General features: G+C 50.6%; 14 protein-coding genes. 3 read left to right on the top strand and 11 right to left on the bottom strand.

The genetic code is table 11. The annotated features are described in order from the left end of the window. Positions 1-42: 42 nt before the first annotated feature. The 11 genes from ACJAYR_RS02760 to ffh all read right to left on the bottom strand — a co-directional run bounded on the left by ACJAYR_RS02760 (position 43) and on the right by ffh (position 10149). Entirely contained in the window at positions 43-1113 is a 1071-nt protein-coding gene (locus ACJAYR_RS02760) for a MaoC family dehydratase (RefSeq protein ID WP_415235186.1), read from the bottom strand. Positions 1114-1124: 11 nt separating this feature from the next. After that, positions 1125-2000 carry an HpcH/HpaI aldolase/citrate lyase family protein gene (locus ACJAYR_RS02765; RefSeq protein WP_415235187.1) on the bottom strand — a complete coding sequence of 292 codons (876 nt, stop codon included), beginning with the start codon at positions 1998-2000 and terminating at the stop codon, positions 1125-1127. A 157-nt stretch (positions 2001-2157) separates the two neighbouring features. Further along, positions 2158-3180 carry an aspartate-semialdehyde dehydrogenase gene (locus ACJAYR_RS02770; protein WP_169544152.1) on the bottom strand — a complete coding sequence of 341 codons (1023 nt, stop codon included), beginning with the start codon at positions 3178-3180 and terminating at the stop codon, positions 2158-2160. Between the two features lie 83 nt (positions 3181-3263). Next, positions 3264-4376 carry a 3-isopropylmalate dehydrogenase gene (gene leuB, locus ACJAYR_RS02775; protein WP_415235188.1) on the bottom strand — a complete coding sequence of 371 codons (1113 nt, stop codon included), beginning with the start codon at positions 4374-4376 and terminating at the stop codon, positions 3264-3266. Between the two features lie 95 nt (positions 4377-4471). Continuing rightward, positions 4472-5083 (bottom strand): 3-isopropylmalate dehydratase small subunit, encoded by a 612-nt coding sequence (gene leuD / locus ACJAYR_RS02780; protein WP_169544150.1) that lies wholly within the window; start codon positions 5081-5083, stop codon positions 4472-4474. An 11-nt stretch (positions 5084-5094) separates the two neighbouring features. Next, the gene (leuC, locus tag ACJAYR_RS02785) at positions 5095-6501 is read right to left on the bottom strand and encodes a 3-isopropylmalate dehydratase large subunit (RefSeq protein ID WP_415235189.1); all 1407 of its coding nucleotides are present in this window, start codon (positions 6499-6501) and stop codon (positions 5095-5097) included. Between the two features lie 103 nt (positions 6502-6604). After that, a complete protein-coding gene (gene rplS / locus ACJAYR_RS02790) occupies positions 6605-6991 on the bottom strand; it encodes a 50S ribosomal protein L19 (protein ID WP_415235190.1) in 387 nt (128 codons plus the stop codon). Between the two features lie 11 nt (positions 6992-7002). After that, positions 7003-7746 carry a tRNA (guanosine(37)-N1)-methyltransferase TrmD gene (gene trmD, locus ACJAYR_RS02795; protein ID WP_415235233.1) on the bottom strand — a complete coding sequence of 248 codons (744 nt, stop codon included), beginning with the start codon at positions 7744-7746 and terminating at the stop codon, positions 7003-7005. A gap of 23 nt (positions 7747-7769) precedes the next feature. Next, positions 7770-8339 (bottom strand): ribosome maturation factor RimM, encoded by a 570-nt coding sequence (rimM, locus tag ACJAYR_RS02800; RefSeq protein WP_415235191.1) that lies wholly within the window; start codon positions 8337-8339, stop codon positions 7770-7772. 11 nt (positions 8340-8350) lie between these two features. After that, positions 8351-8752, bottom strand: a complete 402-nt coding sequence (gene rpsP, locus ACJAYR_RS02805) for a 30S ribosomal protein S16 (protein ID WP_169544146.1) — start codon at positions 8750-8752, stop codon at positions 8351-8353. A gap of 35 nt (positions 8753-8787) precedes the next feature. Then, positions 8788-10149: a signal recognition particle protein gene (gene ffh, locus ACJAYR_RS02810; RefSeq protein ID WP_415235234.1), complete on the bottom strand. Its 1362-nt coding sequence runs from the start codon at positions 10147-10149 to the stop codon at positions 8788-8790. Positions 10150-10394: 245 nt separating this feature from the next. Between ffh and dapF the strand changes: the two genes are divergently transcribed. Genes dapF through ftsY form a run of 3 tightly spaced genes read left to right on the top strand, consistent with a single transcriptional unit; the run spans position 10395 to position 13452 of the window. After that, entirely contained in the window at positions 10395-11231 is an 837-nt protein-coding gene (gene dapF / locus ACJAYR_RS02815) for a diaminopimelate epimerase (RefSeq protein WP_415235192.1), read from the top strand. Beyond that, positions 11231-12496, top strand: a complete 1266-nt coding sequence (gene mtaB / locus ACJAYR_RS02820) for a tRNA (N(6)-L-threonylcarbamoyladenosine(37)-C(2))-methylthiotransferase MtaB (RefSeq protein ID WP_415235193.1) — start codon at positions 11231-11233, stop codon at positions 12494-12496. The genes dapF and mtaB overlap by 1 nt, the downstream gene beginning before the upstream one ends. A gap of 8 nt (positions 12497-12504) precedes the next feature. Beyond that, complete coding sequence (gene ftsY / locus ACJAYR_RS02825) at positions 12505-13452, top strand: signal recognition particle-docking protein FtsY (protein ID WP_415235194.1); 948 nt, start codon at positions 12505-12507, stop codon at positions 13450-13452. Positions 13453-13468 lie beyond the last annotated feature (16 nt).

Below are 13468 nucleotides of genomic sequence, written 5' to 3' on the forward strand. Positions count from 1 at the left end.
GAAACCTTGAAGTCAACCGAACCTTATGTATGTTTCTTTGTTTTATACTGCAAGTGTGGCTTTTGGCAATATCACCCAATAGTCTAAATCAAGAACAATGGCTGGATTTCTTTTCCCATCTGCATCCATTTCAGGAAATTCCGCGCAAGACAGATCTTTGACCGCGCGGGTTCGAACCCGCAAAGCACCCGCATCCATATGTCCCAGGATATCAGCCTTGTCGAGAATTTCACTCCAGGCGTATATCGTATCCCCGGCAAAAGTAGGCGCTGTATGGGATCCCCCGTTAATCGCACTGATCAGGACGGCATTTCCCAAACCATTAAAAGTCAGGGCGCGGGCCAGACTGATAATATGACCACCGTAAATTAACCGCTGGCCAAAACGATCATGCTGCTGGACATGCTGGTTAAAATGAACTTTCGCCGTATTCTGATACAAGCGAGTGGCCATCATATGTTCGGCTTCTTCAATGGTCATGCCATCCACATGATCAATTTTCTCGCCAATCTCATAATCTTCATAAAAATGCGCTGAACCAGAAAGAACAGGATTGAAGTCCCGCATATCCAAATCAACAGGCAATAATAACTGCGACGGATCCACCACATCAGGCAGGTCCGGCACTACCGGATCGGGGGCCGGGGCCTCTACATTATTTTTACGGACCATTACCCAACGAACATAATCCAGAACCACTTCCCCTACCTGATTGGTTCCAGTGGAGCGTACGTAAACGACACCCGTTTTACCGTTGGAATTTTCCTTCAGGCCGATAACTTCGGAAACTGTCTGGACACTGTCCCCGGGATAAACCGGTGCCAAAAAGCGCACATCAGCATATCCAAGATTAGCCACGGCATTCAGAGAAACATCCGGAACCGTCTTGCCGAACACAATATGAAAGACAAGAAGATCATCGACCGGCGCCGCCTGAAGTCCGCAATCGATGGCAAAGCTATCCGCTGACTGAAGCGCAAAACGGCTACCGTACAGCGCCGTATACAGAGAGACATCCCCTTCCGTGATTGTTCTGGGGGTCGCATGTGTCAGAATCTGACCCAGCTTGAAATCTTCAAAATAATTGCCGGGGTTTGTTTTATTGGAGGGCATTTTTCGTATCCTTATTCTGCCATAGCCGCAATTGCATCGGACAGGGCCACTTTGGCTTTGGCAATTTCCACATGCAGATTTTCAATCAGCTTGCCGTCCACGAGAACAACACCCTTACCTTCTTTTTCCGCCTCTTCAAACGCGACGATCACTTTACGGGCATGGGCGACTTCCGCTTCAGAGGGGGCAAAAACCTCATTGGTCGGGCCTAACTGTTTCGGATGGATCAATGTTTTACCATCAAAGCCAAGCTCCAAGCCCTGAACACAAGATCCTTTGAAACCTTCTTCATCTGCCAAGTCCAGATAAACACCATCCAGAACCGTCAAGCCATAGGCCCGTCCAGCCAGCAAACATAATCCCAATGATGTAATAACAGGCAGCCGCATGGGGGTATGCTGTGCCTGCAAATCCTTCACAAGATCAGACGTTCCCATGACGAAACAATCAACCCGATCGCTGGAAGAGGCAATTTCTTCGGCTTTCAGAATTCCCAGCGGCGTTTCCATCATGCACCAGATTTTAGTGCTTTCGGGTGCTCCACTTTCATCCATCAGTTTTTCTAAAGCCCGCACGTGAGCCGCACTTTCAACCTTAGGCAACAAAATAGCATCCGGCCCGGCTTTTGCGGCCGCGATCACGTCAGCCTCTCCCCAGGGTGTATCCAGACCGTTCACGCGAATAATGATCTCACGATTGCCATAACCACCGGCGGCGGCATTACCGCACACGATCTCACGGGCCTCTGCCTTGGCGTCAGGGGCAACGGCATCTTCAAGGTCAAGGATCAGTCCGTCAGCCATCAGCCCCTTGGCTTTTTCCTGAGCTCGGGCATTGGAGCCGGGCATATACAATACGGAACGGCGAGGGCGCAGGGTTTTTGACATTTTTTTCTCCGGTGCAAACAGCGTTATTTCTTTTTTGCTGCATCATACCCGGATTTTGCTGCAACGCAACATTGTTGCGAGGAAAGTTCAATTACCACAACAAAAAAAGCCGCTCCATACGGGAGGCGGCTTTTAATTTTAATCACTAAGTTGCGGATCAGGCAGCTTTTTTCAGATATTCGCGACCAACAAGTTCAGCAATCTGTACTGTGTTGAGGGCGGCCCCTTTGCGCAAATTGTCAGAGACGCACCAAAGGTTGATACCATTTTCCACAGTCGAATCATCGCGGATCCGGGAAATAAAGGTCGCGTAATCACCAACACATTCAACCGGTGTTACATATCCGTTTTCTTCCGGATTATCGACAACCATAATCCCCGGAGATTCCCGCAGAATATCACGGGCTTCATCCGCAGAGAGCTCGTTTTCAAATTCGATATTCACGCTTTCCGCATGCCCGACAAAAGTCGGGACGCGCACACAAGTTGCTGTAAGCTTGATTTTCGGGTCGATGATTTTTTTGGTTTCGACCGTCATTTTCCATTCTTCTTTGGTGTATCTGTCATCCAGAAATACATCAATATGCGGAATCACGTTGAACGCAATCTGTTTGGTAAAAGCGGACGGTGTAGGCTCATCATTGACGAAAATACCTTTCGTCTGACTGAAAAGCTCGTCCATTGCTTCATTACCACCGCCCGATGTAGACTGGTAAGTCGAAACAACAACCCGTTTGATTGTCGCTTTATCATGCAAAGGCTTTAGCGCCACAACCAACTGCGCTGTTGAACAGTTCGGATTGGCGATAATGTTTTTCTTTGTATAGCCAGCAACATCCTGCGGGTTCACTTCAGGCACGATCAACGGCACATCCGGATCCATCCGGTAATGAGATGAATTGTCGATAACAATACAGCCCTGTGACGCGGCTATCGGCGCAAATTTTTCAGAAATGGATCCGCCTGCAGAAAACAGAGCAAAATCGGTTCCCGTGAAATCAAAATCTTCCAGTGCCTTCACCGTAAGGGTCTTGTCACCGAAGGAAACCTGTCTCCCGACTGACCGTTTAGAGGCCAATGCGGTTACTTCTGAGACAGGAAATTGACGTTCGTCCAGAATGTTCAGCATTTCGCGGCCCACATTACCTGTGGCGCCTACTACAGCAACTCTATATCCCATGATTTTGATCTCTCATTTGATTCTGGCGAAGCACCATTGCATCGCCAGAACTGGGTTACTCAATTAATGAGCTAAACTTAGGGTTACCCGTTCAGTTTATCAAGCTCACGTAAAATGGCATCGCCCATTGTTGTGGTCGATACCTTAGCCATGCCTTCTGCCATAATATCGGCAGTCCGCATGCCACCTGCAAGGACGTTCTGGACAGCTTGTTCGACCAGATCTGCCTCACCAGGCATATCAAAGCTATAGCGCAGAGCCATAGCGTAAGAAAGGATGGTGGCGATTGGGTTCGCGATATTCTGGCCCGCGATATCTGGCGCAGAACCATGTACTGGCTCGTAAAGCGCTTTCCGGCGACCATGCTCATCCACATCACCAAGAGAGGCCGAGGGTAGCATGCCCAAAGAGCCTGTCAGCATCGCGGCACAATCAGAAAGAATGTCACCAAACAGATTATCTGTGACAATCACGTCAAACTGTTTTGGCGCCCGCACCAGCTGCATGGCGGCATTATCCGCATACATGTGTGAAAGCTCCACATCCGGGAATTCACTCTCGTGAATTTTGATGACTTCTTCGCGCCAAAGAACACCGGATTCCATTACATTTGCTTTTTCACTGGAAACAACACGACCATCCCGTTTTTGTGCCAGTTCAAATGCAACCCGCGCAACCCGGTGGATTTCAGGTGTTGTATAGACCTGAGTATTCACACCTTTTCGAACACCATTGCCCAGATCTTCAATACCGCGAGGTTCGCCAAAATAGACACCGCCGGTCAATTCGCGAACGATCATGATATCCAGACCAGCAACCAGTTCCGGTTTCAGGCTGGACGCATCAACAAGGGCATCAAAACAAATTGCAGGACGCAGGTTGGCATATAGCTCCAAATCCTTGCGAAGGCGCAGCAAGCCCCGCTCCGGCTTGATCGAGAAATCCAGATTATCCCATTTCGGACCGCCCACAGCGCCTAAGAGAACCGCATCAACATTCTGTGCTTTATCGACAACAGCGTCAGTAATCGGAATACCGTGCGCATCAATCGAGGCACCACCGACCAGATCTTCATCCACATCAAATTTGACAGCGCGCTTGTTTTCCATCCAGTCAACAACACGGCGGACTTCTGTCATGGCTTCGGGACCGATACCATCGCCCGGCAGAATAAGAAGAGATTTATTTGACGCCATTGTTTCTTGCTTCCTTTTCAGTGCTTGGTTGGTGGCGGCCAGAACAGCCGCCCCGAAATGATTTTTGGGTTGGCCAGTGTCCCGGCCACCAGACTTTACGCCTGCAACCAGGGTTGAGACAGCTTCTGTTTTTCTTCGAAGCTGCTCACCTTATCTTTTTTCTGCATCGTCAGACCGATATCGTCCAGACCATTGAGAAGACAATGCTTGCGGAATTCATCAATTTCGAACGAAATCGTTCCGCCGTCCGGGCCTTTGATTTCCTGAGCGGCCAGATCAACGGTTAGAGTTGCGTTTGCACCCCGATCCGCATCATCCATCAATTTGTCCAGCTCTTCCGCTGTGACACGGATTGGCAGGATACCGTTTTTGAAACAGTTGTTATAAAAGATGTCGGCAAAGCTCGTTGAAATCACACAGCGAATACCAAAATCCAGCAACGCCCAAGGCGCATGCTCGCGGCTTGAACCGCAGCCAAAGTTATCACCTGCCACCAGAATTTCCGCACCGCGATAGGCAGGCTTGTTCAGAACAAACTCTTCCTTTTCGCTGCCGTCATTTTCGTAGCGCATTTCGGCAAATAGATGCTGGCCAAGGCCGGCGCGCTGAATAGTTTTCAGATACTGCTTTGGAATGATCATATCGGTGTCGATATTGACCAATGGCATTGCGGCGGCAACGCCTGTGAGTTTCGTAAATTTATCCATTCTTCGTCCCCTTAACCCAAATCGCGCACATCAGTCAGATGACCTGTAATGGCCGCTGCGGCTGCCATTGCCGGGCTCACCAGATGCGTCCGGCCTCCACGGCCCTGACGGCCTTCAAAGTTACGGTTAGACGTCGACGCGCAGCGATCCCCCTCGTCAAGACGATCGGCGTTCATGGCAAGGCACATGGAACAGCCGGGCTCGCGCCATTCAAAACCGGCGGCCGTAAAGATCTTGTCCAGACCTTCTTCTTCGGCCTGAATTTTGACCAGACCAGAGCCCGGAACGATAATCGCGTTTACAGTGTCTTTAACCTGTTTGCCTTCAACAATCGCGGCAACCGCCCGTAAGTCTTCGATACGCCCGTTTGTACAGGAACCGACAAACACATGATCGACGACAATATCAGTCAGCTTCATGCCGGCTTCCAGACCCATATATTTCAGGGCCCGTTCAGCTGCAATCTGTTTACCGCTATCGGCAAAGTCAGACGGTGCTGGAACGTTGCCCGTAATCGGCAGGGCATCTTCCGGACTTGTTCCCCAAGTTACGTAAGGAACAATGTCAGCGGCATCCATTGTGACCACTTCGTCAAAATGGGCGCCTTCGTCTGTTACCAGAGTTTTCCAATATGCGACGGCTTGCTCATAGGCACCGGCTTTTGGCGCGTAAGGGCGGCCTTTGACATATTCGAAAGTTGTCTCATCCGGAGCGATAAGCCCAGCACGAGCACCGGCTTCAATGGTCAGGTTACAAAGTGTCATGCGCCCTTCCATTGACAGGGAACGCACGGCTTCACCAGCATATTCGATGACACAGCCTGTTCCGCCTGCCGTCCCGATTTTACCAATGATCGCCAAGGCAAGATCTTTGGCGGTCACGCCAACAGGCAACTTGCCATCGACCTGAACAAGCATGTTTTTTGCTTTTTTCTGGATCAGTGTCTGGGTTGCCATCACATGCTCGACCTCAGACGTGCCGATACCGTGGGCAAGCGAGCCAAATGCACCATGAGTTGACGTATGACTATCGCCACAAACAATGGTCATACCCGGCAGGGTCAGGCCCTGCTCAGGACCAATAATATGAACAATGCCCCGACGTTCATCGGTCATAGAGAAGTAAGGCACACCAAACTCTTTCACATTGGCTTCAAGTGTTTCCACCTGCAACTTGCTTTCAGGGTTTGTGATACCTTTATCCAGGTCTTTAGTCGGCACGTTATGGTCTGCAACCGCAAAGGTCGCCTCCGGGCGGTGAACTTTCCGTCCGGTGATACGAAGCCCTTCAAAGGCCTGCGGGCTTGTCACCTCATGAACCAGATGTCTGTCAATATAAAGCAGACTGGCACCATCTTCTTGTACATCGACCAGATGGCTGTCCCATATCTTGTCATAAAGGGTCTTTGCTTCGCCCATTTTCGTGTCCTCTCAAGCCTGGATTTGTTTTCTCATTATACAGCAAACCCCGGCACAGGCGACCCCATGCCGGGCAGTTCCGCCCCAAAAAGGCAGAACGCGTTTAGCTGTTTGTCGTTTTCGCGTAACGATCGTCGCGACGTTCGCGAAGACGTGCTTTCTTACCACGCAATTCGCGGAGGTAATAAAGTTTCGCACGACGCACGTCACTCTGGCGAACCACTTCGATTTTGTCGACACGTGGTGAGTAAAGTGGGAACACACGTTCCACACCTTCGCCGTAAGAGATCTTACGTACTGTAAAGTTTGCGTTGATTCCGCCTGAATTACGAGCGATACACACGCCTTCAAAAACCTGAATACGTTCACGCGTACCTTCAACCACTTTCACGTGCACGCGAAGGGTGTCCCCTGCGCGGAACTGTGGAACCGGACGCTCTGACGTAAGCTTTTCAATCTGCTCTTGCTCTAGCTGCTGAATAACATTCATCGCTTTCACCTCTATTTCAAATTTTCATCTGACCAGCGTTCCCAAAGGTCTGCTCGCCGTTGTTTCGTCAATTCTTCTGAACAGCGCTGCCGCCATTCTTTAATCTTCTCATGGTGCCCAGATAAAAGAACATCCGGAACACCCCGATCTTCCCAAACCGGTGGGCGGGTATAATGTGGATATTCCAACAACCCGGTCTCAAAACTTTCTTCCGTTAGCGACGCCTGATTGCCGGTGACCCCGGGTAACAATCTGACAACCGCATCCAGCATGGCAAGAGCTGCAATCTCTCCCCCGGACAAAATGAAATCACCTAAACAGACTTCTTCCATTTGCCGGGCTTCGATAACCCGCTGATCAATTCCTTCAAATCGGCCACACACCAGTATAACACCTGGTCCTTCCGATATTTCCCGCACATAAGCCTGATCAAGAACCCGGCCGCGCGGACTGAAGTATATCACTCTCTTGTCGTCACCAGAGGCAGCCTTCGCTGCATCAACGGCATTCCCCAGCACATCTGGTCGCATGACCATGCCGGCGCCACCGCCAAAAGGACTGTCGTCCACAGTATTATGCTTACCAACCGCATAATCCCGAATATTGGAAACCTGCAAATCCCAGGCTCCTTTTTCCAATCCCCGTCCAGCCAATGACTGGCCAAGGGGGCCTGGAAACATATCCGGGTACAGGGTCAGAACATGAGCAGACCAGTTATTACTGTCTGTTGTTCCGTCCTTGCCGGTCAGGGGCATTCCACTCTGGTCAGCACTCCCGTTCATTCTGTGTCTTCTTTTTTCTCTGATGAAACTTCCTTTTCAGGAACATCAAAAAAATCATCCGACAAACTCAAAACCACATGACCCTTTTCAAGATCCACCGCTGGTACCATTTCAAGGGTGAAAGGAACCAGAATGGCAGCTTTTGCGCTTTTGCCTTCAGGTATAATTTCCAGCATATCCCCGGCCCCAAATTCGAATACACGAAAAATGGAACCGAATTTTGATCCGTCTTCAAGTACCGCATCCAACCCGATCAGGTCAGCGTGGTAAAATTCGTCGTCTCCATCGGTTTTTGGCAGCTTGTCCCGCGTAACATAAAGCTCGGTTCCTTTCAGAGCCTCTGCTTCATTTCGCGTTGTAACGCCTTTAATCCGAACAACTGGAATTGCCTTTGAAAAACCTTGCAAGGACAGCTTGTACTTGACCTTACCGTCTTTACTTTCCAATTGACCGTAAGCGGCAATATCTTCAGGGTTTTCAGTAAAGGTCTTCACCTTCATCTCGCCCCGAATGCCTCTTGGTCCGGCAATAACACCTAGCAGCAGCCGATCTTTATCATCAGGCATGCAACCTATCCTTAGGCTTCAGCCGCTTCTTCCTCAGCAGGGGCAGCAGCAGCTTCTGCGGCAGCTTCTGCAGCAGCGGCAGCGGCTTCTTCAGCTTCGCGGAGGCGTTCCTGTGCTTTCGCTTTAGGCTTGGCTTTCTGCGGGTTGTTGCGCTCAACTTTATCACCAAGTTCAGCCGCTGCCAGGAATTTGGCGACACGGTCTGTAGGCTGCGCACCCACTTCGATCCAATGCTTCACGCGATCTTCTTTCAAGCTCACGCGGTTTTCGTCATCTTTTGCGAGCATTGGGTTATAAGTGCCCAAAATCTCAATATAACGGCCATCACGAGGGCTACGAACATCAGCAACTACGATACGGTAGAAGGGACGTTTCTTAGCACCCTGACGGGTAAGGCGAATTTTCAATGCCATAACGTACGTTCTTTCTTTTCAGTAAAATCAATAACTTAAAATTTCATACCTGGTGGAAGAAGACCTTGCAGGCCGCCACGCATGACGCCCTTATTGCCCATCTTCTTCACCTTCTTCATCATGGAAGCCATTTGCTTATGCTGTTTCAGCAGGCGATTGACTTCCTGTACGGACAGACCAGCACCCGCAGCAATCCGACGTTTGCGGGAAGCGGCTATGATCTGTGGGTTCCGACGCTCTTTAGGCGTCATGGATTCGATAATGGCAATCTGACGTTTTAACAGCTTGTCGTCGAGGTTAGCGCCCTCAAGCTGCTTTTTCATTTTGCCAACACCAGGCAGCATGCCGACAAGGCCGCTCATACCACCCATTTTAATCATCTGTCGAAGCTGACCGGCCAGATCATCCAGGTCAAAAATGCCCTTTTGAACTTTAAGCGCCAGTTTTTCGGCTTCATCTTTTTCAATCGTTGCCGCGGCCTTTTCAACCAGCGACACAATATCACCCATACCCAGGATGCGATTTGCAATCCGGTCTGGATGAAACAGTTCCAGTTCGTCAAGCTTTTCACCGGTACCCAGCAGCTTGATCGGACATCCGGTGACTTCCCGCATGGAGAGCGCAGCACCGCCGCGACCATCACCATCAATACGGGTCATGACAATACCGGTAACATCGACCCGTTCTTTAAACTGCTCCGCGACATTAACCGCGTCCTGACCAGTAAGACTATCGACAACCAACAAGGTTTCTGTCGGCGCAGAGATCTGATGAACCGCCTTCATCTCGGCCATCAACTGCTCATCGACATGCAGACGACCAGCTGTATCCAGCATGATAACATCTACACCCTGAAGCTTAGCCGACTGCAAGGCACGGGTCGCAATATCTACAGGCTGCTGACCTTCAACGATCGGCAATGTCGCAACGCCGGTTTGCTCACCCAACACACGCAACTGTTCCTGAGCTGCAGGCCGACGAACGTCCAAAGACGCCATCATGACTTTCTTGCCATGTTTTTCTGTCAGGAGCTTCGCTATTTTTGCAGTCGAGGTTGTCTTACCAGAGCCCTGAAGACCGACCATCATGTAAACGACTGGCGGCACAGCGACCAGGTTCAATTCCTGACTGTCTGATCCCAATGTCTCGACAAGCTGGTCATGGACCACCTTGATAACCATCTGACCGGGATTAATCGATTTCAGAACATCCGTTCCGATCGCTTTTGCTTTAGCTTTCTTAACAAAGCTTTTTACGACAGGCAGTGCCACATCCGCCTCAAGCAACGCTACACGCACTTCGCGCATCACGTCACTGACGTCTGATTCTGTTAGCGCCCCTCGCTTGGTCAATTTACCAAGGACGTCGCCTAATCTGCCTGTCAAATTTTCGAACATATGGTCTGAAGCCCGTTCAAAACTGCTTAAAATTTCAATTCCCAGAACCCGAATCATACAACGCAAAAAACGCCAGTGCGCGAAACTCGCGGGCTGGCGGATACCATCAAAAGGTACTTTTATATATGGCTCACATTTCTGGAGTGGCTTGAAATAGCCATAGAGCGCCTATTCTGTCAAGGATTTCAGTATCCCCGCGCACATATTTCTGGACCGAAGACCATTTAACCCCTATATCGCGGCATATGGAACAGCTTTCATTTATTAAAATGCACGGTTTGGGCAACGATTTTGTCATTATTGATGGTCGCGATGAGAATCCCGATCTGACACCAGCCAAATTGCGAGCGATCGGTGATCGGCATCGCGGCGTGGGATATGACCAACTGATCGTTCTGGAACCCTCTCAGGACGCCGACATTTTCATGCGGATCTACAATTCCGACGGCACCGAAGCAGAGGCCTGCGGAAACGCAACGCGCTGCGTGGCCTATTTGATGATGAAAGAACAGAAAACCGACACGACTGTTATTGAAACTGTCGCCGGACTGCTGCACGGGGAAGAAATGCCCAACGGCAATATCATGATCAATATGGGAGCGCCCCGTCTGGACTGGCAATCTATTCCGCTGGCCAGCCAACAGGACACATTGCATATAGATATGCAGGCAGGCCCGTTGAAAGATCCCGTAGGTGTCAACATGGGCAATCCTCATATTGTTTTCTTCGTTGACGACGCTGAAGCCATTGATCTTGAAAAATGGGGCCCCGTTCTTGAACATCATGCGTTGCTGCCTGAAAAAGCCAACATCAGTGTTGCCAGTGCGAACGACGATGGCAGCCTGCGCTTGCGGGTTTGGGAACGGGGTGTCGGCATTACGCTGGCCTGCGGATCTGCCGCCTGCGCAACCATTGTCGCAGCCACCCTGCGAGGCCTTGTTGACGGAAGAGCCGTTCTGCACCTGAACGGCGGTCCGCTGCAAATGTCGTGGGAAAAAGATGGACCGGTCTTTATGGGCGGCGCGATTGCCTATTCGTTCATTGGGTTCCTGCATACCGACATCTTTAAAGAGGCGGTCTGATGGGAAATCAAAAACCTGTAAACGCACCGGAAGTCATTACTTTTGGCTGCCGCCTGAATACCTACGAGTCCGAAGTCATGCGTGGGCATGCCATGGCCGCTGGCATGGACAATGCGATTATCATTAATACCTGCGCGGTAACCAATGAAGCCGAACGCCAGGCCCGGCAAGCCATTCGCAAGGCTCGCCGGGACAATCCCAACGCCAAAATCGTGGTAACAGGTTGCGCTGCGCAAACCAATCCAGATCAGTTCAAAGAAATGGAAGAGGTTGACCAAATTCTGGGAAACCTCGAAAAGCTGGAAGCCAGCTCCTTCGGTCTGGAAAATGACGAGCGCGTGCAGGTCAATGATATTATGGCTGCGGAAGAAACTGCCAGCCACCTTATCGAAGGATTTGAAGGACGGGCCCGGGCGTTTCTGCAAATTCAAAACGGGTGCGATCACCGTTGCACATTCTGCATCATTCCCTATGGTCGCGGGAATAGTCGATCGGTGCCGCTGGGGGCGATTGTGGATCAGGCCAAATCACTGACGAAAAACGGCTATAAAGAATTTGTCCTGACAGGCGTCGACATTACTGCCTATGGCGAAGATTTACCAGGTACGCCGACGCTGGGTCAAATGTGTCGCCGGCTGCTGGCGGCAGTACCGGAAATCGAGCGCTTGCGACTTTCATCCCTTGATCCGGTTGAGGTCGACAACGATTTGTGGCGCTTGATTGAAGGGGAATCCCGCCTGATGCCTCACTTGCATATCAGCCTGCAGGCTGGGGATGACATGGTGCTCAAGCGGATGAAACGCCGGCATTTACGGGCTGACGTGTATGACTTTGTTGAGAAAGCAAGACGTTTGCGTCCTGATGCCGTTTTCGGCGCTGATATTATCGCCGGCTTTCCTACCGAAACCGATGAGATGGCTGAAAACAGCGAGCGCCTTGCCGTTGAATGCGACATTACCTATATGCATGTCTTCCCTTATTCTGAACGTCCGGGAACACCGGCGGCGAAAATGCCGCAAGTTCCCGGAAATATTAGAAAAGAGCGCGCCGCACGGTTACGCCAGATCGGGGATGACAATCTTCGGCGTTTCCTGCAAAGCCAGGTTGGCAAGACCCTGTCGGTCTTGGTCGAAAACGAAACAACCGGCCGCACAGAACACTACGCGCCGGTGACTCTGGATTTCACTGCTGAACCCGGTACGATAATACAGGTTCACATTACCAGAACTGACGATAAAAAACTCTACGCAAGCCTTGGAGCCTGAGTGAATTTATGAGTGATCCGGAACAAAAAGAAAAAAAAGGGTGGTTTAGCCGCCTGAAAGATGGGCTTAAAAAATCATCCAATGCCATTTCAACCGGTATTTCGGACATTTTTACCAAACGTAAACTGGATGATGATGTTCTTGAAGAACTTGAAGAATTGCTGATTACATCCGATCTAGGCGTAACCACAGCCGCCCGGATTGCCGCTAATATCGGGAAAAGCCGGTACGACAAGGAAATCTCGCCAGAAGAAATCCGCGAAGCACTTTCTGATGAAGTCACCGCCATTCTTGAACCTGTTGCCAAACCGTTTGAATTAAACGAAAGCCTGACTCCGCATGTCGTACTTGTGGTGGGCGTGAACGGATCAGGAAAAACCACGACAATTGGTAAATTTGCCAAACAATATGCCGATCAAGGCAAAAAAGTCATGATGGCTGCGGGCGACACTTTCCGGGCGGCTGCCGTGGAACAACTCACCATCTGGGGAGAGCGCACTGGCGCCAAGGTCATTACGACCAAAGTCGGTGGCGATGCCGCCGGACTTGCCTATTCCGCACTTGAACAGGCGAAAGCCGAAAATGTGGATTTACTCCTGATTGATACCGCCGGTCGGCTCCAGAATAAATCTGATTTGATGGCCGAACTCGAGAAAATTCTGCGGGTTATCAAAAAGCTGAACCCGGATGCACCGCATTCATGCCTGCTGGTTCTTGATGCGACAACCGGACAAAACGCCCTTAATCAGACTGAGATTTTTGGCAAGGTTTGCGATGTCACTGGTCTTGTCATGACCAAGCTGGACGGTACAGCCCGTGGCGGCGTTCTGGTTGCAATTGCTGATAAATTTTCTTTGCCCGTCCATGCTATTGGGGTAGGCGAAGGGATCGACGACCTACAGCCTTTTGCGGCGAAGGACTTTGCCCGGGCGTTGTCCGGTGCAACCACAGACTAACAGTTTTAACAGGGTA

It is taken from the genome of Sneathiella sp., assembly GCF_047631475.1.
GTDB lineage: Bacteria > Pseudomonadota > Alphaproteobacteria > Sneathiellales > Sneathiellaceae > Sneathiella.